The sequence below is a fragment of the Prevotella communis genome (assembly GCF_022024175.1).
Classification (GTDB): domain Bacteria; phylum Bacteroidota; class Bacteroidia; order Bacteroidales; family Bacteroidaceae; genus Prevotella; species Prevotella communis.
This window is the reverse complement of the sequence record NZ_CP091794.1, coordinates 808,933-831,325: the sequence shown is the minus strand read 5'-3', so window position 1 is coordinate 831,325 and position 22,393 is coordinate 808,933. Positions and strand designations below refer to the sequence as shown.

Genomic DNA, 22,393 nt, shown 5'->3' with positions numbered 1-22,393 from the left:
ACCTATTCTTGTATCAGGGCGTCAAACTCATCCGGTTTTCCCACGATATTAAACACGCTCTTCAGCAATTGCTTGCGTCGCGAATACAGGTTCTGGGGCGTGATATCCATGAAGGCGGCAACCTCAGAGAGGGCGAAACGCAGACGGATGAGCATGCAGATACGATAATCGGTATCTTTCATGTTGTGGTTGGGGTCAACCTTCTTCCTGAAATCAGGCAGGTACTCGTCGACCGCCATTTCAAGCGCGTTCCAGTCGTCCCTCGAAATACTTTGCAGGGGATGTTTGCTCAAGTCCCTGAAACGAAGGTAGACATCCGACTCGTAGATTCTGTTCTCCTGTATTCCGTTCTCCTGCGAATTCTGTTGCTGGGGTTTCTTCTTCTGCTTCAACAGGAAACCAGCGACACCCAGGAGTACCAGAAAGACCAGTCCGCCTACAATCCAGATGAGACCACCTGCCGACTCTGTTTTCTCTTCCTGGAGCAGAAGGGCCTGACTGTGTACCCTTGCAAGCAGATGACGGTCGCAGTCCGTTGCCGTCGTATCAGCACAAGCCTCAGCCTTCTGGAACTCATCAAGAGCCTGACTCACCTCCCCCATCTCGGCATAGGTCCGCGCCAGGATATAATGGCCCAACATCTGTTCGTTGGGCGTACCATGCCCATCAAAGTATTCACTCAGACTAATCGCCAATGTATCACCAGGCACCAGAATATCGTCCTGCTGCTGATGATTCCCGCATCCCAGTGACAAGAGAGAGAGACAGGCGAAAATGATGGCGATGAATCTGTGCACGATACCCTGTTTTGAGCGTTAGTAACTGGCAGTACAGGGAATACCCATGGCTATCACACGGTCGCGAATGGCATCCAGCTCCTCATGAGTAGCTTTCTGAAGCAGACGGTCGGGCGTCTCGCGGTCTATTGTATAGATCATCACCTGACTGGGTGCTATCTGCCTGACGGCCTCCAGCCAGGGACCTACATACGCCTCACCCGTATTGTCACTATGGTCGCCCTTCATAAACATGGTCTGGATAATCACATGACCATTGAAGCGCTTCAGGTCCTCTATCACCTGGTTGACATCATAGTGGCCACAAGGACGGTCCACCTTATTAATATATATAGGGTCGACGGTATCCAGTTTCAGGATGTTATTGTCCACACGCATCAGGGCATCATGGACAGCCTGACGGTGAATCATCGTCGAGTTACTGAGCACAGAGACCTTGGCATTGGGGAAATACTTGTCGCGCAGACGCAGCGTATCATCGATAATCTCAGGAAACTCAGGATTGACCGTTGGTTCACCATTGCCTGCGAAAGTCAGCACATCTGGCGCAGGTCCGTTGGCCAGCATATCCTTCAGTTTAGCCTCGAGTGCCTCGGCCACCTCCTGACGACGAGGCATTGGTTTGGTGGGACGATGATCAGCGTTGAAACCACATTCACAATAGATGCAGTCAAACGAGCACACTTTGCCATCGGCAGGCAAGAGATTGATACCCAGCGAGATGCCGAGTCGACGACTATGAACAGGCCCGAAAATGGGCGAAGGATAGATGATTGTTGACATAATTGATGCAAAAGTACGCAAAATATTTGTAAGTTCCAAATAAATTCCGTACCTTTGCACCCGCTTTTCGGAAAATCCGATGCATTCGACGACGCGATTCGTTGTGATTAAGGCGCTGAGCGTGGGAAGAATGTTATGGCAACAACTTATTAATCATCAAATTACAATTATGTATCTCGATCACGCAAAGAAAGAAGAGATCTTCAACGAGTTTGGCAAGGGCAATACCGATACTGGTAGCGCTGAGAGCCAGATTGCACTGTTCACCTATCGTATCAAGCACCTGACTGAGCACCTGAAGCAGAATCACAAGGATTTTGTTACCGCTCGTTCACTGACCAAGATGGTAGGTCGTCGTCGTAAGCTCCTGAAGTACCTCTACGTCAACGATATCAATCGTTATCGTGCTATTGTGAAGGCTCTGGGTCTGCGTAAGTAATCCCACCTCACAAGGAGAAAAACAAGCCCCGCCAGTCATCAGATTGGCGGGGCATTTTTTTATTTTCTTATCTCGTTGAGCGGAATCATCACAAAATCCCGTTCCTCCATCAATGGATGAGGGATTTTCAACCCTGGCTCATCCATATGGAGATCGTCATAGAGCAGGATATCGATGTCAATGGGACGATCGTGGTAGATGGGAGGTCTGAGGTCTGAAGACTGAAGGCTGAGGTCTGAGTGGCGCTCCGTGGCATGTGCCTGCGTCTTGCCCAACAGATGTTCGATACGCTGATTGGCAGTCAGGACATCATAGGGTGAAAGGGATGTCTCCACAAGAATCACAGCATTGACGAACTGGTTATCTGACTCATACCCCCATGGTTCGGAATAGAAAAAAGCAGACTGGCGCACCACGGTGCCAATCTGCTCATTTATCATCGAAATGGCTTTGCGCAGGTTTTCCTCCTTGTTTCCCAAATTGGAACCAAGTCCCAGATACACCTGATGCAAATTCTCAATTATCAATTCTCAATTATAATCAATCGTCCACTACCAACATGGCATCGCCATAGCAACCGAACTTAAAGCCGTTCTTGATGGCAATCTTGTAGGCCTCAATGGTCAGCTCATAGCCAGCGAAAGCGGCAGTAGCCATCATCATTGTAGACTCAGGATGATAGAAGTTGGTAATCACAGAGTCAGCCAGACCAAAGTCATATGGAGGGAAGATAAACTTATTCGTCCATCCGCTAAACTCCTTCAGCATGCCATCCGTACCTACAGACGACTCCGTAGCACGCATCGTGCTGACACCAACGGCACAGATATGATGACCCTCCGTCTTAGCACGATTCACAATCTCGCAGGTCTCTGGAGAAATCTCAACCTGTTCGGAGTTCATCTTATGCTTGGTCAGGTCTTCCACCTCAATAGGATCAAACGAACCAAGACTGCAGTGAACGGTGAGGTAGGCAAACTGATATCCGCGAATCTCCATCATCTTCATCAGCTCACGACTGAAATGAAGACCTGTGGCAGGTGCCGTCACAGCACCCTCGTTCTTTGCGAAGATCGTCTGGAACTGTTCCATATCATCTGGTTCAGCCTTACGACGGTCTACGATATAGCGAGGCAGAGGAGCCTCACCCAGGGAGAACAGTTCGCGCTTGAACTCATCGTGAGGACAGTCATAGAGGAAACGCAGCGTACGTCCACGACTGGTTGTATTATCAATGACCTCAGCCACCATGGGACCCTCGCCGTCGAAGAACAGCTTATTGCCGATACGGATCTTGCGTGCGGGCTCTACCAGCACGTCCCACAGACGCAGCTCCTCATTGAGCTCGCGCAGCAGGAATACCTCAATCTGAGCATCAGTCTTCTCCTTAGTACCATAGAGACGAGCAGGGAAAACCTTTGTATCATTAAATATAAAAGTGTCTCCTTCATCGAAGTAATCAAGCAGGTTGCGGAATGTCATGAACTCCTCAGTATCGTTGCCATCAGCATCCTTCTTGAAGATTTCAATCTTCCCGCTCTTACGGTGCACCACCATCAGTTTACACTGGTCGCGGTTGTACACGCGATCAACAGTACCGTCCTCATTCTCAAAAGCACGGTGAGGCGGGTAAAGAGCCACCAACTCCTCAGGTAGTTTGAATTTGAATTGTGATAGTTTCATATATTATACAATAACTTTTTATTTGTTAATATGTTACTGTGTCTTTAAAGATGGTATTTTGTCTTCCAGCCATGCAGGGAATTCATCCAGTGTCAGACAGTCCTCTATGCGCACATCGCCCAGACGAGTACGACAGAGAGCTGTCAGGAAGGCACCACTTCCCAGTGCCTCGCCGATATCACGGGCCAGGGAGCGGATATAGGTACCCTTTCCACAAGCCACACGGATGCTCATCTGCATCGTCTCAGGGTTGAAATCAGTCAGTTCTATCTCATCGATATGAATCGTCTTTGCCTTCAGTTCCGCCTCACTGCCCTGACGTGCCAGTGTGTAGGCACGATGTCCGTCGACCATCACAGCCGAATAGATAGGAGGCACCTGCTGGATATCGCCAACAAACTGTGGCAGCACACTTTCTATCAGTTCGCGAGTGATATGGCGCGTGGAGTAGGTCATGTTCACCGTATGCTCACGGTCGTAGCTTGGCGTCGTAGCTCCCAGTTGCAGCGTTGCCGTATACTCCTTGGAAGCCAGTTGCAGCGACTCAATACGCTTCGTGGCCTTTCCCGTACAGAGAATCAGCACACCTGTAGCCAACGGGTCGAGCGTACCGGCATGGCCAGTCTTCAGTCGCTTCACATGCAACGCCCTCGACAGGCGGGTACGAACATAAGCCAGCGCGCCGAATGACGACATCCGATAGGGCTTATTGATATAGATAAATTCGCCTCCGTGGAAATCCATTAGCCAACCAGACTATAGGTGATAGCAACCAAGCCTACGATGGCACAGTAGATGCCGAAGTAAACCAACTTACCTTTCTTCACGATATTAATCATCCACTTACAAGCCAGGCAACCACTGAGGAATGCTGCCACAAAGCCGATAGCCATGGGCAATGCGCCAACACCGCCAAAAGCCTCCTCGCCCTTTGCAAACTTCATCACAGAGAGCAGGGCCTGACCCAGGATAGGCGGAATCACCATCAGGAAAGAGAACTGCGCCAGCTTTTCCTTCTTATTACCGAGCAGCAGACCTGTAGCGATGGTGCTGCCTGAACGCGACACACCAGGCAGTACGGCGATGGCCTGTGCGATACCGATAATCAGGGCATCAAGCCATGAGAGATGATCCTTCTGACGAGGTTTTGCGAAATATGTGAACGTGAGTAGCGCTGCCGTCACCAGCAGACAACAGCCCACCAGCAACAGATTACCAGTGAACAACTCCTCAATCTGGTCCTTGAACAAGACGCCCACAATACCTACAGGAATCATAGATACCACGATATTCAGCACATACTTCGTCTCTGCGTTCATCTGGAATTTGAAGAGACCACGCATAATCCAGTCGATCTCACTCCACAATACCACCAGTGTAGACAGTACGGTAGCTACGTGAAGCATCACGTCAAACGTCAGGTTCTCTTCAATCTCAACACCCAGCAGCGCATTGCCAATCTCCAGATGGCCACTGCTGCTCACAGGCAGATATTCTGTCAAACCCTGGATGATACCCAGAATCAATGCTTGCAACCAATCCATATCCGATTACTTACTTTTGTGCACCACGGCATAAATCATTGAAACGAAACCAAACAGACACACCAGCGGAGCCACCTTGATACGGCGTGCGCTGAAAATATCGGGGTTATATGCCTGATCAGTAGAACCGTCACCAGCCATCAGGATGAATCCGATGACAACGATAACCATGCTAATGGCCAACAGGATGAAATTCATTCGTCCGAATGCAAAATCTTTCTTATCCATTTATATATATAATTCTTAACTCTTAACTCTAAATCTTATACAGTTCTCCAGCCGTCATGCGCAGGAACTTATTCACAGACAACAGCGTGCAGAATACGGTGATGACGAAGCCGAACACAAAGACTGCAGCAGCAGTGATTGCCAGTTCACGCCACGTCATAATCTCCTCCACATGAGGCATGAAAGGCATCAGCATATAGATGATACCTCCCAGGAGCGAACAGGTCAGCAAAGCCGAGATAACACCCACCACAACAGCCTGTTTCAAGAAAGGTCTGCGTATGAATCCCCAAGACGCTCCCACCAGTTTCATGGTGTGAATCAGGAAACGGCGAGAGTAGATGCTCAACTGGATAGAGTTGCTTATCAGCGTATAACATATAAATATAAGTAGTACCGACAATCCCAGCAATGCAATACTGACAGGTTCCAGGATACGGTTCATACCGTCAATCTCATCCTTGGTATAGGCCACATCCACCACGCGTCTGTCCTTCAGCAGTCTCTTCACAATCACAGACAGCGAGTCCGTATTGGCATACTCGGCCTCCATGGTCACCGTGAGTTCAGGTGAGAAAGGATTGCTGCCCGTAAACTCCGTAGGATCGATACCCATCTCTTCCTTAGCCATCTTCAGGGCCTCCTCACTGCTGATGAAAGTCACCTGATGCGCATAGGGCTTCTTTTGAATTATCTTTCCCAAGGCAACACCATCCTCCTTGGCTATCGTATCACCAAGGATGACGCTGATCTCCACGTTCTCCCGTAAGTTCTTCTGTAAGTTGTGAGCTGTCAGTACAGAAAGCATGACCAAACCCAAAAGTGTCAGCACCATCGTGGTACTGATACACAAGGTCACCATCTGCAGCCCGTGCCGACGTTTCTCCAGATTCCTGCTTTTTCTCATTTAAATAAGAGCCTATGAAGGCAAATTCGTAAAATAATTCTGCAAAGGTACTATAAAATGGTATAACAGCAAAACGTTTTAAGAATTATTTGCATTCATCTTTTGATATGAGATAGCATTTTGCGATATATCAAAAAATAATTGGCTTTTCATCACCATTAATTCACAAAACTTTTGTACCTTTGCAGCCCAAAACATATAACGTTATATAGAAATAGGTATGGCTGAAGTTAAAAAGATTAAGACTGCATTGATTTCCGTATTCCACAAAGATGGATTGGATGAGTTATTGAAGAAGTTGAACGCTGAAGGCGTTAAGTTCTTGTCTACTGGTGGTACCCAGAAGTTTATCGAGGAGCAGGGCTATCCCTGTCAGAAGGTGGAAGACGTGACCACTTACCCCTCTATCCTGGGCGGCCGTGTAAAGACCCTGCACCCAAAGGTATTCGGAGGTATCCTGGGACGCCGCGACAATGAGGGCGACCGTGAGCAGATGGCGAAGTACGAGATTCCTGAGATCGACCTTGTTATCGTTGACCTGTATCCTTTTGAGCAGACCGTAGCAAGCGGTGCCAGCGAGGCCGACATCATTGAGAAGATTGATATTGGCGGTATCTCACTGATCCGTGCCGGAGCCAAGAACTTCAAGGACGTCGTCATCGTACCCTCTAAGGCTGAATACAGTGTATTGCTCGATATCCTGAACAAGAAAGGCGCTCAGACTGACATCGAGGACCGCAAGATGTTTGCAGCCCGTGCATTCGGCGTGAGCAGTCACTACGACACAGCCATTCACGGTTGGTTTACAGCCAACAAATAAGAAGAGACACATTTCGTAATCTTAAATTTTCAGAATGGGATTTTTTAGTTTTAGACAAGAACTGGCCATGGACCTTGGCACGGCCAACACGATTATAATCAGTGATGACAAGATCGTGGTAGATGAACCATCTGTGGTGGCACTCGACCGCCGTACGGACAAGATGATTGCCGTAGGACAGATGGCCAAGATGATGTATGAAAAGACACATGACAATATCCGCACCATCCGTCCCCTTCGCGACGGTGTGATTGCCGACTTCTCTGCCTGCGAGCAGATGATGCGCGGCCTGATCAAGATGGTGCACACAGGTCATCATTTCTTCTCACCCTCCCTGCGTATGGTGATTGGCGTGCCCAGCGGTTCTACTGAAGTGGAGCTGCGTGCTGTGCGCGACTCTGCTGAGCATGCCGACGGACGTGACGTCTATCTGATTTTCGAGCCTATGGCAGCAGCCATCGGTATCGGCATCGACGTAGAGGCCCCCGAGGGTAATATGATTGTGGATATCGGTGGTGGTTCTACCGAGATTGCCGTCATCTCCCTTGGCGGTATCGTATCCAACAATTCCATTCGTACTGCAGGCGACGACCTGACAGCCGACATCCAGGAGTATATGTCACGCCAGCACAACGTGAAGGTATCTGAGCGTATGGCCGAGCGTATCAAGATTAACGTAGGTTCTGCGCTGACCGACCTGGGCGATGAAGGTCCTGAGGACTATATTGTCCACGGTCCTAACCGTATCACCGCCCTTCCTATGGAGGTTCCCGTGTGCTATCAGGAGATAGCCCACTGTCTTGACAAGACGATTGCCAAGATTGAGAACGCCGTGCTCTCTGCCCTGGAGAACACACCCCCTGAGCTGTATGCCGATATCGTGAAGAACGGTATCTACCTCAGCGGTGGCGGTGCCCTGCTGCGTGGTCTGGACAAGCGTCTGGAGGACAAGATTAACATTGAGTTCCACGTGCCCGAGGATCCTTTGCATTCAGTAGCAAAGGGTGCCGGTATCGCACTGAAGAACGTTGACCGTTTCTCATTCTTGATGAGATAGGATGCACAACCTACTGGCATTCCTTAGCAAATACTACCACTGGCTTATCTTCCTTTTACTGGAAGTGGTCAGTGGTGTGATGCTGTTTAAATACAACAGTTATCAGGGTAGCGCATGGACTTCGTCAGCCAACGCAGTGGTCGGCAAGGTCTACGAATGGCAGTCGGGCATCGAGCATTTCTTCTCCCTCTCCAAGAGCAGTGAGCAACTGACCCAGCGCAACCTCTTCCTGGAGGAAGAAGTGCTGCAGTTGCGCAGGAGTCTGGCAAAGGCTACAGCCGACTCTTCCTGGTTCCAGAAGCACGAGACGGCACACCTCAGCAAGTATTCACTGATACCCGCCAAGGTGGTGAACAATTCCATTCATAAGAAAGACAACCTCATCACCATTGACAAAGGCAGTGCCGATGGTGTGAAGACAGATATGGGCGTGGCTTGCGGCAACGGCCTTGTTGGTGTGGTTTACCTCACCAGTGAGCACTATTCCGTAGTCATCCCCGTATTAAATCACCTCTCACATATCAGTGTGACCATCCGCAACCGTGGCTATTTCGGTTACCTGACGTGGGACGGCGGCAGTCCTGTGGTGGCCTATGTGGAGGATATCCCCCGCCATGCACAGTTCAAGAAGGGCGACTGGATTGAGACCAGTGGCTATTCCAACATCTTCCCCGCAGGCATCTCTGTAGGTAAGATTGTGGATATCAAGGACTCCGACGACGGACTGTCCTATCGTCTGAAGCTGAATCTGTCGACCGATTTCTCCTGCCTGCGCGACGTATGCGTCATTACCGAACAAGGCTTTGCCGAGCGCATGCAGCTGCACGAGGCCGCCGTGGATTCCATGAAGAGTAGACAATAGAAAAAACTAGCATTTCAGAAGTATGATGACGGACATGATACAGCGTATAGTCATGATGGTAGTATTCTGCCTGGTACAGGTCATGGTGCTCAACCGCATCCATGTGTTCAACTGTGCCACTCCCTTGCTGTATGTCTATTTCGCCATCATGTTTCCCCGCAATTATCCCCGTTGGGCTATCCTGCTGTGGTGTTTCACCCTCGGCCTCATCATCGACACCTTTTCCAACACCCCTGGCGTAGCCTCAGCATCCATGACGCTGATAGGCGCCTTGCAACCCATGTTGCTGGAACTGTTTCTGCCGCGTGATGCCGACGACCACCTGAAGGTATCCGCAGAAACGATGAGCGTAGGTAAGTTTGCCCATTTCTCCAGCATCCTCACCCTGCTGTTCTGCATCGTATTCTTTGCCCTTGAGTCGTTCAGTTTCTTCGACTGGCTCTACTGGCTGCAATGTGTGGCAGGCAGTACCATCCTCACCGTTATTTTCATTTTCACACTCGAGTGTTTCAGAAAAAGTAAGTAAGCAGACGTGAAGAATTACGGACTGGAGTATAGACGGTTTGTGATAGCTGGCGTGGCAACCTTCATTGTCATCGTCTATATCATCCGTCTGTTTACCCTTCAGCTGATGAGCGACGACTACAAGAAGAACGCCGACTCCAATGCCTTTCTGAAGAAGATAGCCTACCCCTCGCGAGGCGTCATCAAGGACCGCAACGGCAAGTTGCTGGTCTACAACCAGCCCTCGTATGATATCATGGTGGTGATGAATGAGGCCAGGAACCACCTTGACACCCTTGAGTTCTGTGAGGCCCTGGGTATCACCCGTGAAGAGTTCGACGAACGCATGGAGGCCATCAAGGACCGTTCGAAGAACCCCGGCTATTCACGCTTCACCGAACAGATGTTCAGGAGTCAGCTCTCCGACCACGACTTCAGTGTGCTGCAGGAGAAGATGTACCGCTTCCCTGGCTTCTATGTCCAGAAGCGCAGCATCCGCCAGTACGAATATCCCTATGCTGCCCATGTGCTGGGCGACGTGGCAGAGGTGTCACCGTCAGATATTGAGGAAGACGACTACTACCAGTCGGGCGACTATATCGGCAAACTGGGTGTGGAGCGCTATTACGAGAAATACCTGCGCGGCGAGAAAGGCGTGCAGATTCTGTTGCGCGATGCCCACGGACGTATCCAGGGCAGCTATAAGGACGGCGAACTGGACCGTCCCCCTGTGCCGGGCAAGAACCTGACCCTGGGTATCGACATAGACCTCCAGGCCCTGGGCGAACGATTGCTGGAAGGCAAGATCGGCTCTATTGTAGCCATCGAGCCCAAGACGGGTGAAGTGCTCTGCATGGTCAGTTCCCCCACCTATGATCCCCGTATGATGGTAGGACGCCAGCGTTCCAAGAGTCACATCGAACTGAGCAGGAATTCCTGGAAGCCCCTGCTCAACCGTTCCATTATGGGACAGTATCCCCCTGGCTCCACCTTCAAGACCACCCAGGCCCTGACCTTCTTGTCGGAAGGCATCATCACCCCACATACAGCCTATCCCTGCTATCATGGCTTTGTGTATAAAGGTCTGCGCGTAGGTTGTCACGGCCACGGTTCCCCCCTACCCCTCGTTCCGGCCTTGTCCACCTCGTGCAACGGCTATTTCTGCTGGGGACTCTACCACATGATGGGTAACCGCCAGAAATACCCCACCGTACAGGTAGCGATGGACAAATGGCGCGACTACATGGTGTCTATGGGCTTCGGCTACCGACTTGGCATCGACCTGCCAGGCGAGCGTCGCGGCCTCATCCCCAACGCCATGTTCTACGACAAGGCCTATAAAGGTTCGTGGAACGGTCTCACCGTCATCTCCATCTCCATCGGACAGGGTGAGGTCAACGCCACGCCCCTGCAGATAGCCAACCTTGGTGCGACGATTGCCAACCGCGGCTATTTCATCACACCCCATGTGGTCAAGAAGATTGAGGACAACAAACTGGATACGCTCTATACCAACCGTCGCTATACGATGGCCAGCAGACAGGCCTACGAAGCCGTGGTGCAAGGCATGCGCTCTGCTGCACTGGGAGGTACCTGCCATGAACTGGCGAAATACGACTTCATGGCCTGCGGTAAGACCGGTACCGCCCAGAACCGTGGTCACGACCACTCCGTCTTCATGGGTTTCGCGCCCATGGACGACCCCAAGATTGCCGTTGCCGTGTATGTGGAGAACGGCGGATGGGGTGCCACCTATGGTGTGCCCATCGGCGGACTGATCATGGAGAAGTACCTCCACGGCGAACTCTCAGAGGCTTCAAAGGCCAAAGCTCAGGAAATACAGGATAAACGAATTAACTATGGTACAGCCGACAGATAGAAAATACAGCGTCATACGTTCCGTTGACTGGTGGACGATTGTCATCTACGTGGCCCTCTTGTCACTGGGATGGCTCAGTGTCTGCGGTGCCAGCTACGACTATGGCAGCGACACAGAACTGCTCTCACTCTCTGCCCGTTCCGGCATGCAGATTGTGTGGATCGGCACCTCTATCGTGCTAGGCACCGTCCTGCTCCTGCTCGACGACCGCCTCTACGACACCTTTGCCTACGTCATCTTCGCCATCCTGCTCCTACTGCTCTTTGCCACCATCTTCAACCCCCATAGCATCAAGGGCTCCCGATCGTGGCTCGTGCTCGGTCCGCTGCGCCTGCAACCGGCTGAGTTTGCCAAGTTTGCCACAGCCCTCGCCCTGGCCAAGTTCATGGGCACCTACGGCTACGACATCACCAGGCCGCGCGACTTCATCAAGACGCTTGCCATCATCCTGACGCCCATGCTGTTTATCGTGATGCAGCGCGAGACGGGTTCCGCCCTGGTCTATCTCGCCTTCTTCCTGATGTTCTACAGGGAAGGCATGTCGGGCAGTATCCTCTTCACGGGCGTGGCCATGGTCCTCTATTTCGTCATTGGCATCCGCTATGCCGAACCCACCCTGTGGCACACCCCCACCTCCATTGGCTATTACGTGGTGTTCCTGATGATACAGCTCTTCTCTGCCGTGATGATAGGCGTGTACTGCCAGCGATGGGACAAGACCATCCTGTGCCTCAGCATCTGTATCGGCGTCACCCTGGTGAGCACCCTGTTCTCCTTCTTTGTGGTGCCGTTCAACCTGTTCTGGGTGCAACTCCCGCTCACCCTTTTCCTGATGGGCTACCTGTTGTGGCACGGCCTTCGCACGCGCGTACATAATTATTTATGGATACTGGCCTTCTCAGCCGGTTCACTGTTATTCTTCAATTTTGCCGACTACGCACTCAATCATGTCCTTGAGCAGCACCAGCGCACCCGTATCAATGTGCTCCTCGGACTGGAAGAAGACCTGAAAGGTGCCGGTTACAACGTGCACCAGAGTGAGATTGCCATCGGCTCCGGCGGACTGGAAGGCAAGGGTTTCCTCAATGGCACACAGACCAAGCTGAAGTACGTGCCCGAACAGGATACCGACTTCATCTTCTGTACCGTTGGCGAGGAAGAAGGATTCGTAGGCGCTGCCGGCGTACTGCTGCTGTTCCTCACCCTGATACTACGCCTGATCCACCTGGCCGAACGCCAGCCCACCACCTTCGGGCGCGTCTATGGCTATTGCGTCCTGTCCATCTTCCTGTTCCATGTCTTCATCAATGTAGGTATGGTATTAGGTCTCACCCCCGTGATAGGCATCCCCCTGCCCTTCTTCTCCTATGGCGGTTCGTCGCTGTGGGGCTTCACCCTCCTGCTCTTTATCTTCCTGCGTATCGATGCAGGGCGCAACGCGGCCAACAGGTAATCAACTGATTACCCCTCGTCGGCCCTTGTCATACTGAACCCCACATCCTTGATGCCGGGCAGGTTTTCCCTGTGCATATAATGACGGATGCTCACACGCAGCGTGTCGCCATCCTGCAGTTGTATGCGCGATACAGGCGCCGTCAACTGCCTGTAACTGACGCCCTCGCCCTCGCCGTGTCCCTTCTCGTCCGTCAGGTTCATATAGACCGTATCCTGACGATGCGCGCCCGACGGCTGTGCCTCCTGCGACACGATCAGGGCGATGTTCATATAGGGATAGATTCGCGTAGAACGAATCCCCACCTCCTCTTCAAACGTGCCACCCTTGCGCACAGGCACCACATACGCCACACTGTCCCTACGTTCCCATCCCTCTGTGCCGATGTTCTCGTAGTGACTGTAAACCGTTTGGCGGCTGCAACCGGTCAGTACCAGTTGGGCCGCCATCAGTATCAGCAAACTATTCCTGAGCAGGTTTCTCATTTCTCTGGTGTTCGCCTCTGTGCTGTTCGCCTCTTGGTTGTCCACCATTGGGTTGTCCGCCGTTGGGCTGTTCCCCCTTAGGTCTCTGAGGCTTCTTTTTCTTCTTTTTCTTCTTGGCCTTGTCGAAGCGGTGTATATCGTCGCCAGCGAGCAGGTCCACAGGCGCATTCTCCTGCTGCTTCTTGATTTTCTCCTCATCGGGCTGCAGGTCGGCAGGCTTCTGTCCGCGCTTGTTCATCTCGATAATCTCCTTGGCGCGCTGTGCCGTGATGGTCTCCAGGTTAGCGGCGATGCGCTTGTCCGTAGAGTACGTCACCAGTCCTGCCAGGATATCAGCCTTGAAATAGTAGTAGTCCGAGTCGAGCGTCTGCAGCACCACCTCACGGTTAGGCAGCACCTTGCCAGCCTCCATGTAGTCATCCACCTCGTAGTTCAGGCAGCATTTCAGTTTGGCACACATACCAGCCAGCTTCTGCGGGTTCAGCGAGATATCCTGATAGCGGGCGGCACCCGTGCTCACAGAGACGAAGTTCTTCATCCATGTGGCGCAGCACAACTCACGTCCGCAGGGACCCGTTCCGCCGATGCGGCCAGCCTCCTGGCGCGCTCCGATCTGCTTCATCTCGATGCGTACGTGGAAGGCAGCAGCCAGGTCCTTGATCAACTGGCGGAAGTCCACGCGCTCGTCGGCGATATAGTAGAAGATAGCCTTCTGACCGTCGCCCTGATACTCCACGTCGCCAATCTTCATGTCCAGTCCCAGCTTCTTGGCAATCTCACGGCTCTGGATCATCGTCTCGTGCTCGCGTGCCTTCGCCTCGTGATACTTGTCCATATCCACCTGGCGTGCCAGTCGGTAGATGCGCTTGATATCGTCGGCACTCTTCAGGTTGGCCTTCTTGATCTGCAGCGTCACCAGTCGGCCTGTCAGCGTCACCACGCCGATATCATGACCCGGACTGGCCTCCACGGCCACGATGTCACCCTTCTTCAGGGGCAGGTTGTTCACATTGTGGTAGTAGCCCTTGCGGGTGTGCTTGAACTGCACCTCCACCAGGTCGGTCGTCTCCAGGTTGCCAGGCACGTCGGCCAGCCAGTCGTATGTATTCAACTGACGGTCCTGTCGGCCCACGGCAGCTCTGCAGAGTCCACGGTCACAACCGGTTCGTATCTCGTATGTTCTTTGTTTCTCTTCCATGTATCTTATTTTTGAATCAACAATACAATCATTTTCAGGGCGTAGTCAAAGAAGACTATCTTGCCGTTGGCATTCTGGCCGATGTCACGTATGGCCACGTTGGTCAGGTCGTAGAGCGGCAGGATGTTCGCCTCATTGATGAAACGGGCAAAGTTCCTGGCAAAGTCCTCCTCTTCCTGCGTCATGTATACCAGTTCCTCCTGACGGAAGTTGTACATGAAGTTCTCGCGAAGCATGCGCAGCACGTACAGCATGAAGGCTTTCTGCTTCTCACGGCCCAGGTTGCCCAGCGTCTCGCTCCATTTGCGCAACTCGCGTACCTTACGCTGGTAGGCCAGTCGCATCAGCATCACGAAGAGGTCGAAGAAAGCCTGATTATCCGTGCCCACGCTCAGCGCCTCCATCGCCTTCAGCCACGAGCCGTTGGCCAGTCGGCTGACGCGCTGTGCCGCGTTCTCGTCAATACCCCTGCGCTCTATCAGCGCCTGTCGGATGGTCTCAGCTGGCAGTTTCTTCACGTCGATGCGCTGCACCCTGCTGCGGATGGTCTCCAACAGCTTGTCGGGCTCTTCACACACCATCAGGAACACCGTCTGCGAGGGCGGTTCCTCTATGAGCTTCAGCAGCTTGTTCGCACATTCTATGTTCATACGCTCGGGCAACCAGATGATGCTCACCTTGTAGCCGCCCTGACTGGACTTCAGACTCAGCTTCCTCACCAGCTCGTCGCTCTCGCCGGCCGTAATGATAGCCTGCTGGTTTTCCGCCCTCATCGCCTTGAGCCATTCCTCAACCTTGAAATACGGGCCCTTCATCAGCAGGTCGTGCCACTCGTGGATGAAATCATCACTCACGGGCTTATGGTCGGCACTCATCGAGGGCAACTTGATGGTAGGAAATGTGAAATGCAGGTCGGGATGCTCCAGTTTCTGCACCATCGCATTATCCTCGCCCAGCAGATACGAAGCAAAAGCCACCGCCAGTGCCAGCTTTCCCGTACCCTCAGGTCCGCAAAGCATGATGGCATGCGGCAGACGCCCTTCCTCGACCATCTGCACCAGGCGCTGCTTCACCTCATCCTGTCCTATAACCTCACTAAATTTCACCAGTCTATCGTCTTAACTCCTTTAACTCCTTTATCTCCTTAACTCCTTTAACTCCTTAACTCCTTCACAATCTCCACCACGCTATCCACGGCACCCACTGTATAGAAATGGATATCGTTGACGCCATGGGCATATAGCTCCTGACACTGCTTCACGGTCCATTCCACGCCCAACTTGCGCGCGTCGGCATCCGTCTTGCATTTCACGATCTCGCGAGCCAGTGCCTCTGGAATGTCGCAATGGAAGGTGCGCGGCACCACACTGAGCTGTGTCAGCTTTGCCAGCGGCTTGATACCAGGAATAATGGGGATGGTGATACCCATCTGGCGCGCCTTGTCCACAAAGGCAAAGTATTTCTCGTTGTCGTAGAACAACTGCGTCACGGCATACTGCGCACCCAGGTCCTGCTTCTCCTTCAGATACTGCATATCCATCTCCAGGTTGGGCGCCTCCTCGTGCTTCTCGGGATAGCAGGCCACACCGATGTCAAACTTCGCCCCAGGGTTCTTGATCGCCTCACCATTGGCAAAGAATCCCTCGTTGAAGCGCTGCACCTGACGGATCAGGTCGGTGGTGTGGGCATGACCGCCCGGCGTAGGCGTGAACACACGGTCCTCCTTCGCCTTGTCGCCACGCAGCAGCAACAGGTCGGTGATACCCAGAAACTGCAAGTCCAGCAGTTCATACTCAATATCCTCTATCGTCGCGCCACTACAAATCACGTGGGGCTGTACTGGAACCTGGAAACGCTGCTGAATGGCTGCTGCCACGGCAATGGTGCCAGGGCGCAGACGCATGCGCTGACGCTCAAAGCGCCCGTCGCTCAGTTCCTTGTACACATACTCGCTGTGATGCGTCGTAATATTGATGAATGCAGGATTCAGCTTACAAAGCTTTTCGATATCGGCAAAAAGCTTATCCGTGCCCGTCCCCTTCAGAGGGGGCAGCACCTCAAACGAGAACTGATGCTCGTCGCTATTCTTGGTTATCAGGTTTGCTACGGCCATAATTGGGTGCAAAGATACTAAAAATTTTCTTTTTTCGAGCATGATTTAGGAATTATTGCTGCAAAACGCCTCTTTATTCTCTCGCCATAGACCATCCCCTGAGCATGGCGAACCAGTCGAAGCCTTCCAGACCGCACTCCTGAATGCCCATGGCAGCACCCAGCATAATCCAGCGGGCGGGCTTATCGCTGGGGATACCCAGGGGCTCATCGGCTCCGATGCCCGTCAGCCTGCATACATTCTCAATGTACCGCTTCGTGTTGTTCTCATTTGGCGGCGCCCACCGGTTGATTATCGCCCTGATGGTATACAATCTGTAATCATGGTAGTATGTACGCGTCAACATCTTAAAAGCTGCACGCCAGCCATACGGCATTGTTTCAAACTGACAGAACTGAGGGTCTGTCTGCAAGGCCTTCATGCCCTGCCACTTATCCTTTGAACGTCTGATATTCAGCGGATTATTATTTCTAATTCCTCGACTAATCATTTTTACTTTTTTACCTTTTTACCTTTTTTATTTACGTTTATTGGTGTACTATTTGGAAAGGCTTCACTATAAGCCTTATCGAGCGCTTTCAGATTGACTTTCCGATAGCTGACGCCCGTTTTTACAGCCACGATAGCACGCAACAGTTCACGGTGCTTGCGCGGATAAAGACTCGGTATCGGCAGCTCGTTCCAGCCTTCCTGAGGCTCGTCATCGACCACAGCCATGTGACACACCTCCCAGATAAAATCGTCGGTGGCTTCATAGCCGAACCATGCCTTTAATATATTGCGGATGCAATACCGCTTACACTGACCTCCGAGGAGGCGCCTCGTGCGCTCCAGCCTGCGCCAGAGCAACACAAAGCATTCCTGCGAATTGTTTAATTCTAAATTCATAATTCTAAATTTCAATATTCATAAAATCGATTTTGACCAAATGACCTTGACCAAATGACCACTTTACAACTTACGATAATTCCCATCCTCTTCCAGTGCCACGAGCTTTTGTTTGCGCCAATTCTTCAGCATCTGCCGCACGGTGTTATGGTTCACGTTGGCACCCTTTACCGCCACCGATTGCTGCATAGCCTGCTCGAAAGAGAACTGGATGTCCAGTCGCTCAAAGATGGAGTCGTTCTTGCCGCGCTTGGTGCGCTCACCGTTCATATTGCCAGCATAGTCGCGACTCTGGAAGGCGTTCTCTATGCGGTCGCGGAAGAAGTAGAGCGCGTTCTCCAACAGCGAGTCGGCTATCACGTCGTAGACCTCCAGCATCGTGGGCGTCTGCGCCTTCAGCAGCATCTCCTTCCATAGTCCCGGCTGCTGCTTCAACTGTGCCTCTGCTCCGGTCAGCCCGTGCTTCTGAATAAGGCTTTCGCACACCTTGCAGAGCATCAGACAGCAGGTCATTCGCTGGGCTGTGACGCAGACGCGGAAGCGCTGACGGGCACGGGTGCGGTCGTCGTTCTTCATCGTCTCCAGTCGGATGCGCTCCACCCATTCACGGCCCTTGGCCTCCAGCTTGGGCAGCACCACCTCGCCGTACATCAGTGGCAACAGATGGGCTATCTGCTGGATGCGGTCGCGCTGGCGGTCGGTCAGCACAGGCGGCTTGTCCTGCAGCGGTGCGAAGGTGTTATCGGGCGTGCGGGCCACGGCGATACGGCTCTGGAAACCGTCGGTGTAGTTGTTCACCACGCGATACAGCGCATCGGGCGTGCCGCACATACACACGTTCCACAGCAGTTTGTCGATATGCACGTTCACCGCGTCAGCACTCCTTGCCTCACGCTCGTACTTCGTACCGTCGTAGCTCTGGCGCAGCATCACGGAGAAGTCGCTCATCGTGGATTTCCATTTCTGCGCCACGGTATCGGCCTCGGGTGTAAACGAGAAGGCGTGCTTGCCCTCCGTGTTGGCCAGACGCTCGGCCAGGTTGGCCACCGTATTGTTCAGCGTCAGACAGCGCACGGGCAGTTTCGGTTCCTCGGGCTGCTCCTTCTTATTCTTCGCCGCCCGCTTCTTGGCACGCCACTCATCCTCCTGCACCTGGTACATCTTGTCGAGCGCCTGCACCTCACTCATCCACGCCTCCACCACGGGGTCGATGCCACCCTTGCCGCTGGCAAAGTCGCCGGCGATATAGGCAATCAGGTTCAGCCCTCGCTTCTGCCCGTGCACATCCAGCTGCACGCCCGTGGCCAGCGTACCGATACAGGGGCAGATGGCGGTGATAACAGGCATGGAGAGCTGAGGACCGACGGCATCGATGGAGTCGCGGATGCCCATCGGCATTCGCTTAAGGGAAGAGGGAAGAGTGAAAAGTGAAGAATTTGCTACCGCATCATCATTGTCATCCTCATCCGCTAGGCCCTCCTCCCCTTTGGGGAGGTCGGGAGAGGTTAAGGCATTCAGTGTGTTGCGCAGCCTCTGCGGAAATCCGTTGTACTCCGAACTCAGTGCACTCTTAATCTTCGCCCGTTTCTCCTCTACGGGGAAGCCGTTGTAGCAGGGAATCACCTGATCCAGCCAGTCAGCATTCTTGCCACAGATATGCCTCAGGTCGCAGGCCAACTGATAGGTCAGCGTGTCGCGGTCGCCAATGGTCGGTTCAAACCCGTGGTTGTTCAGCTCCCAGTACTTCCGGATGATATCCGTGAAGGGGATGCCGTGATAAGAAGAGGGGAAAAGAGTCTGACCACTCCCCTCTCTAAGCAGAGAGGGGCTGGGGGTGAGTCTGGTGAGTCTGAATATCTCATCATCCAGAAATAGGAGATCCTCGGCGCTCCCCGTTGTCGTGAAAAACACCCTCGTGATGTCCTTGGCACCATCGTCATATTTTACCCCCAGCAGCTCACTAGCCCACTTCAGGTTCTCCTCCTGCGAGAGTTCCGGACGGCGACGGAACACCAGGTGATAGCCACCGCCGCGGGCACTCTCCTCCAGCATCAGCAGCCCCAGTTTCTCCTTCTGCTGCAAGATACGCTCACGCACCGTGGGCATCTCCTCCTTGGTCAGGTGGTCGATATCCATGCCCACCGTGGTGCTCATCGTCTTTGAGCCCTTCAGCGAACCGTCCTCATTCGGCAGGCACGAGTAGTTCATCTGCACCAGCTTCGATTTCAGGCCCTCCTCACCAGCCCGGATACGCTCCACCAACTGCCGTTGCTCCCCGCCATTCCTCAGACTCAGATACTCCTCTCTCGTGAGGACGGGGCGCATCCTCTTCGCCCCATCCTTATAATAAATCATGTGTACGCTCATATTATTATTGGAAACAAATTGCCGTAATTATCGTAATTTAATCCATAATATTAATTATGACCAAATTATGCGCATTATGGCAATTCGTTTCTTTAAAAAAATATTTCTGGCAATTCGTTTCTTAAAAAAAATATTTCTGGCAATTCGTTTCTTAAATATTTATTTCTGGTAATTTCTGTCTTAGAAGTTCGGGTATCCCAGTTTGGCGTTCAGGTATTTGAGCCCATTCATGGTCCACGTCATATACACCTTCACCTTCTTTTCGCCCTTCAGGCTATAGCTTACGTGGGTGCGCTCGGCGGTGTAGCCGCGGCCCTGCAGATCATCGCTCAGGTTCCAGCGACCGTGACGTCGGTACTGGATGCCCATGTCGCGCAGCACGGCGTTGAAATCGAGCGTGGTCATGTTGAATGTCTTCGCCACCTGCGTCGCCGTCAGCGTGTCCTCGGCGGGCTCGTTCAGCATACGGAGCCCCTCCCCGATGATGCCGTCGGCCAGGGCAAGAATCTGCTGCGGTTCCGGCAGACATCTCGCATCAGCCATCCGACGTCTTACGTCAGCCTTCTCCAGTTCCTCCCAGCGCAGCACCAGCTTGGCGCGAGCCTCGTCGTTGAACTTCGTGGCGATGTAGAGGCACTCGGTCTTGGTGAGCGAGTAGCAAGGTACTTCACGAGTTCCACCGTTAGGCTGAACGATGGTTCGGGATGTCAGCGCAAAATTGCGCCCACATACTTTTTCCCATGAAGGCTCCATGTTTCGGATAGCCTTGAGTACATCTTTGTGTTGTTTACCTGTCAGCTCAGCAATTTCGAGCGACGTAATTGTTTGTACTGTATGATTAATAATGTTTGTTTTCATTGTTTGAGTTGTTTTAAGCGAGAAGAAGGTTGGAATCTTTGCGCATTTACCCGGGGATATCCTCCTCACTTCAACTCAAATTCTTGTTTTCCAGATCAATTGATTTTCACGATATCAGTAGCCAATATTTCTTGAAAGACTTGTCCCTGATATTCATGTGTAGAGAATCGAAGGGTGGCGATGACGATGTCACCCTCGTAGAACCTGCACGCCGCCAGATTTCCCAGCATGGCGCACACATATTCATTTTCAAACTTTGAGCCCAGCTCCTTCAGCACGATGTTGCACTTCTGGATAACGCCCGACTCCTGTTTACTTGACTGTACGCTAAAGGCCTCGCCCTGGCGTACCACTTTCAAAATCTTTGTTTCCATAATTAATTTGTTATTAAAAATCTGTTATTATAAATTTGTTATTATGTTACTGTGTCTTTAAAAACCCATTACTCTGTCTTTAAAACCCATTACTGTGTATCAACATGTCAAAGATCGCCTTGTCGTTGTTCGACGATGCAAAATTATGCACAAAAAAAATGCGTTCCAATCTCTTGAAACGCATTCAGAAACAAAAGCAGAAAGTATGTGCAGAAAACAGAAAGATAATGGGCTAGACTTTCTGCATGTCAGAAACTATTCCAGAAAGTTCCTGAGAAATTCCATCAGAACTACCTCACGCGGCGAGGCCCCCATCTCACGCCATTTGTCAATATGCAAGCGCATATAGGAGTGATTGCTCATGGTGCGCTGTACGGTGCTGGGCGTACAGGTATACTTAAACGACGCAGGCAGCGAGAGTCCACGCACCTTTCGCTCAAAACCCGTCATGCTGTCCTCAAAACCACACACATCACGTACCACACCATAGGCCACCGCCCATGCCGACGACGCCCAGAACAGGTGGCAGCCTTCTTTCACCGCCTCACACAGACGCTGCATCACATCGGTCTCCTTCTGACGCTGCGCATTGGCACGGTTCAGCACCGCCATACACTCGCCATACGACTTACGCACCACGGATTTCACTACCGTTCGAACCACGCCCGTAATCCTCACATTCATCGTCTCCTTCAGCTGAATAGGCCTATAGCGCGGATTCATCGGACAGAGCCAGTGGCGCTTCTCGGCATCGGTGAAGAACACCTTCACAGTCGACTCCCCGTCAATCTCGGCCAGCACGATATCTCCGTCGCTGGGCAGGGCGCCAAGCTCCAACCTCAGCAGGTCGCCTTCCTCAATGCCAGCATCAATCATCGAGTCTCCCTGAGCAGTCACCTCTATCAGCGGATACAGTCCTACGGCCGATTTAGGCAAGTAATAGTAGCCCTCAATCATCTCGTCGCCGACACCCAGCGTCACGCCGCAGTTCACCTTATTACCCATAATGGGTATGGGCGTATCGCACACCTCAAACGCTATATTCATCCTTTTCAACCAATCTTTCACCTCTTCAGGCGACATTACATAAATCTCCATGTGTTTTCTCAAGTTTTTTTCGATTTTAATTATTGTTTCAGCTTGGCACAGCAGCA

The 22,393-nt window shown here is 52.2% G+C and carries 25 protein-coding genes; 7 read left to right on the top strand and 18 right to left on the bottom strand.

The window, feature by feature from the left end:
- Positions 1 to 2: 2 nt before the first annotated feature.
- Together L6466_RS03195 and L6466_RS03190 are read right to left on the bottom strand one after the other, a co-directional pair.
- On the bottom strand, positions 3 to 797 hold the full coding sequence (locus L6466_RS03195) for a hypothetical protein (protein ID WP_237802104.1): 795 nt from the start codon (positions 795 to 797) through the stop codon (positions 3 to 5).
- An 18-nt stretch (positions 798 to 815) separates the two neighbouring features.
- Positions 816 to 1,580: a radical SAM protein gene (locus L6466_RS03190; protein ID WP_091818893.1), complete on the bottom strand. Its 765-nt coding sequence runs from the start codon at positions 1,578 to 1,580 to the stop codon at positions 816 to 818.
- A gap of 169 nt (positions 1,581 to 1,749) precedes the next feature.
- Between L6466_RS03190 and rpsO the strand changes: the two genes are divergently transcribed.
- Positions 1,750 to 2,019 (top strand): 30S ribosomal protein S15, encoded by a 270-nt coding sequence (gene rpsO / locus L6466_RS03185; RefSeq protein ID WP_091818894.1) that lies wholly within the window; start codon positions 1,750 to 1,752, stop codon positions 2,017 to 2,019.
- A gap of 59 nt (positions 2,020 to 2,078) precedes the next feature.
- Here rpsO and folK read toward each other — a convergent pair whose 3' ends face one another.
- From folK to L6466_RS03155, 6 genes are read right to left on the bottom strand one after another with little or no spacing between them, the layout of a single operon-like run.
- Positions 2,079 to 2,546: a 2-amino-4-hydroxy-6-hydroxymethyldihydropteridine diphosphokinase gene (gene folK, locus L6466_RS03180; protein ID WP_237802105.1), complete on the bottom strand. Its 468-nt coding sequence runs from the start codon at positions 2,544 to 2,546 to the stop codon at positions 2,079 to 2,081.
- Between the two features lie 13 nt (positions 2,547 to 2,559).
- Complete coding sequence (gene queA / locus L6466_RS03175; RefSeq protein WP_091818896.1) at positions 2,560 to 3,702, bottom strand: tRNA preQ1(34) S-adenosylmethionine ribosyltransferase-isomerase QueA; 1,143 nt, start codon at positions 3,700 to 3,702, stop codon at positions 2,560 to 2,562.
- A gap of 33 nt (positions 3,703 to 3,735) precedes the next feature.
- The gene (truB, locus tag L6466_RS03170; protein WP_091818897.1) at positions 3,736 to 4,446 is read right to left on the bottom strand and encodes a tRNA pseudouridine(55) synthase TruB; all 711 of its coding nucleotides are present in this window, start codon (positions 4,444 to 4,446) and stop codon (positions 3,736 to 3,738) included.
- Positions 4,446 to 5,246 (bottom strand): undecaprenyl-diphosphate phosphatase, encoded by an 801-nt coding sequence (locus L6466_RS03165; RefSeq protein ID WP_091853780.1) that lies wholly within the window; start codon positions 5,244 to 5,246, stop codon positions 4,446 to 4,448. Before L6466_RS03165 ends, truB begins: the two co-directional genes overlap by 1 nt.
- A gap of 6 nt (positions 5,247 to 5,252) precedes the next feature.
- Positions 5,253 to 5,474 carry a DUF3098 domain-containing protein gene (locus L6466_RS03160; protein WP_091818899.1) on the bottom strand — a complete coding sequence of 74 codons (222 nt, stop codon included), beginning with the start codon at positions 5,472 to 5,474 and terminating at the stop codon, positions 5,253 to 5,255.
- 28 nt (positions 5,475 to 5,502) lie between these two features.
- Positions 5,503 to 6,381, bottom strand: a complete 879-nt coding sequence (locus tag L6466_RS03155; protein WP_091818900.1) for a cell division protein FtsX — start codon at positions 6,379 to 6,381, stop codon at positions 5,503 to 5,505.
- A gap of 220 nt (positions 6,382 to 6,601) precedes the next feature.
- Here L6466_RS03155 and L6466_RS03150 point away from each other — a divergent pair, with 220 nt between their 5' ends.
- The 6 genes from L6466_RS03150 to rodA are packed head-to-tail and all read left to right on the top strand — an operon-like array spanning position 6,602 to position 12,956.
- A complete protein-coding gene (locus L6466_RS03150; RefSeq protein ID WP_091818901.1) occupies positions 6,602 to 7,201 on the top strand; it encodes an IMP cyclohydrolase in 600 nt (199 codons plus the stop codon).
- Between the two features lie 34 nt (positions 7,202 to 7,235).
- The gene (locus L6466_RS03145) at positions 7,236 to 8,258 is read left to right on the top strand and encodes a rod shape-determining protein (RefSeq protein ID WP_091818902.1); all 1,023 of its coding nucleotides are present in this window, start codon (positions 7,236 to 7,238) and stop codon (positions 8,256 to 8,258) included.
- Between the two features lies 1 nt (position 8,259).
- Entirely contained in the window at positions 8,260 to 9,120 is an 861-nt protein-coding gene (mreC, locus tag L6466_RS03140) for a rod shape-determining protein MreC (protein WP_091818903.1), read from the top strand.
- 22 nt (positions 9,121 to 9,142) lie between these two features.
- Complete coding sequence (gene mreD / locus L6466_RS03135) at positions 9,143 to 9,646, top strand: rod shape-determining protein MreD (protein WP_237802106.1); 504 nt, start codon at positions 9,143 to 9,145, stop codon at positions 9,644 to 9,646.
- Positions 9,647 to 9,652: 6 nt separating this feature from the next.
- Entirely contained in the window at positions 9,653 to 11,503 is a 1,851-nt protein-coding gene (mrdA, locus tag L6466_RS03130; RefSeq protein ID WP_237802107.1) for a penicillin-binding protein 2, read from the top strand.
- A complete protein-coding gene (rodA, locus tag L6466_RS03125) occupies positions 11,484 to 12,956 on the top strand; it encodes a rod shape-determining protein RodA (RefSeq protein WP_237802108.1) in 1,473 nt (490 codons plus the stop codon). Before mrdA ends, rodA begins: the two co-directional genes overlap by 20 nt.
- A gap of 8 nt (positions 12,957 to 12,964) precedes the next feature.
- On the opposite strand, the gene L6466_RS03120 is transcribed toward rodA, so the two are convergent.
- The 10 genes from L6466_RS03120 to L6466_RS03075 form a co-directional block, all read right to left on the bottom strand.
- Entirely contained in the window at positions 12,965 to 13,441 is a 477-nt protein-coding gene (locus tag L6466_RS03120; RefSeq protein WP_237802109.1) for a gliding motility lipoprotein GldH, read from the bottom strand.
- Positions 13,419 to 14,639, bottom strand: coding sequence for a PSP1 domain-containing protein (locus L6466_RS03115; protein ID WP_237802110.1), 1,221 nt, complete (start codon positions 14,637 to 14,639; stop codon positions 13,419 to 13,421). Before L6466_RS03115 ends, L6466_RS03120 begins: the two co-directional genes overlap by 23 nt.
- A gap of 5 nt (positions 14,640 to 14,644) precedes the next feature.
- Positions 14,645 to 15,745 (bottom strand): DNA polymerase III subunit, encoded by a 1,101-nt coding sequence (locus L6466_RS03110; RefSeq protein WP_237802111.1) that lies wholly within the window; start codon positions 15,743 to 15,745, stop codon positions 14,645 to 14,647.
- A gap of 47 nt (positions 15,746 to 15,792) precedes the next feature.
- Positions 15,793 to 16,752: a methylenetetrahydrofolate reductase [NAD(P)H] gene (metF, locus tag L6466_RS03105; RefSeq protein WP_237802112.1), complete on the bottom strand. Its 960-nt coding sequence runs from the start codon at positions 16,750 to 16,752 to the stop codon at positions 15,793 to 15,795.
- A gap of 73 nt (positions 16,753 to 16,825) precedes the next feature.
- The gene (locus L6466_RS03100; protein WP_237802113.1) at positions 16,826 to 17,242 is read right to left on the bottom strand and encodes a hypothetical protein; all 417 of its coding nucleotides are present in this window, start codon (positions 17,240 to 17,242) and stop codon (positions 16,826 to 16,828) included.
- A 2-nt stretch (positions 17,243 to 17,244) separates the two neighbouring features.
- Positions 17,245 to 17,640, bottom strand: a complete 396-nt coding sequence (locus tag L6466_RS03095) for a hypothetical protein (protein ID WP_237802114.1) — start codon at positions 17,638 to 17,640, stop codon at positions 17,245 to 17,247.
- 63 nt (positions 17,641 to 17,703) lie between these two features.
- Positions 17,704 to 19,848 (bottom strand): DUF3987 domain-containing protein, encoded by a 2,145-nt coding sequence (locus tag L6466_RS03090; RefSeq protein WP_431356517.1) that lies wholly within the window; start codon positions 19,846 to 19,848, stop codon positions 17,704 to 17,706.
- 339 nt (positions 19,849 to 20,187) lie between these two features.
- Positions 20,188 to 20,865 carry a Rha family transcriptional regulator gene (locus L6466_RS03085; protein ID WP_237802116.1) on the bottom strand — a complete coding sequence of 226 codons (678 nt, stop codon included), beginning with the start codon at positions 20,863 to 20,865 and terminating at the stop codon, positions 20,188 to 20,190.
- 95 nt (positions 20,866 to 20,960) lie between these two features.
- Complete coding sequence (locus L6466_RS03080) at positions 20,961 to 21,239, bottom strand: hypothetical protein (protein ID WP_237802117.1); 279 nt, start codon at positions 21,237 to 21,239, stop codon at positions 20,961 to 20,963.
- A 255-nt stretch (positions 21,240 to 21,494) separates the two neighbouring features.
- On the bottom strand, positions 21,495 to 22,337 hold the full coding sequence (locus tag L6466_RS03075; RefSeq protein ID WP_237802118.1) for a LexA family protein: 843 nt from the start codon (positions 22,335 to 22,337) through the stop codon (positions 21,495 to 21,497).
- Between the last annotated feature and the right edge of the window lie 56 nt (positions 22,338 to 22,393).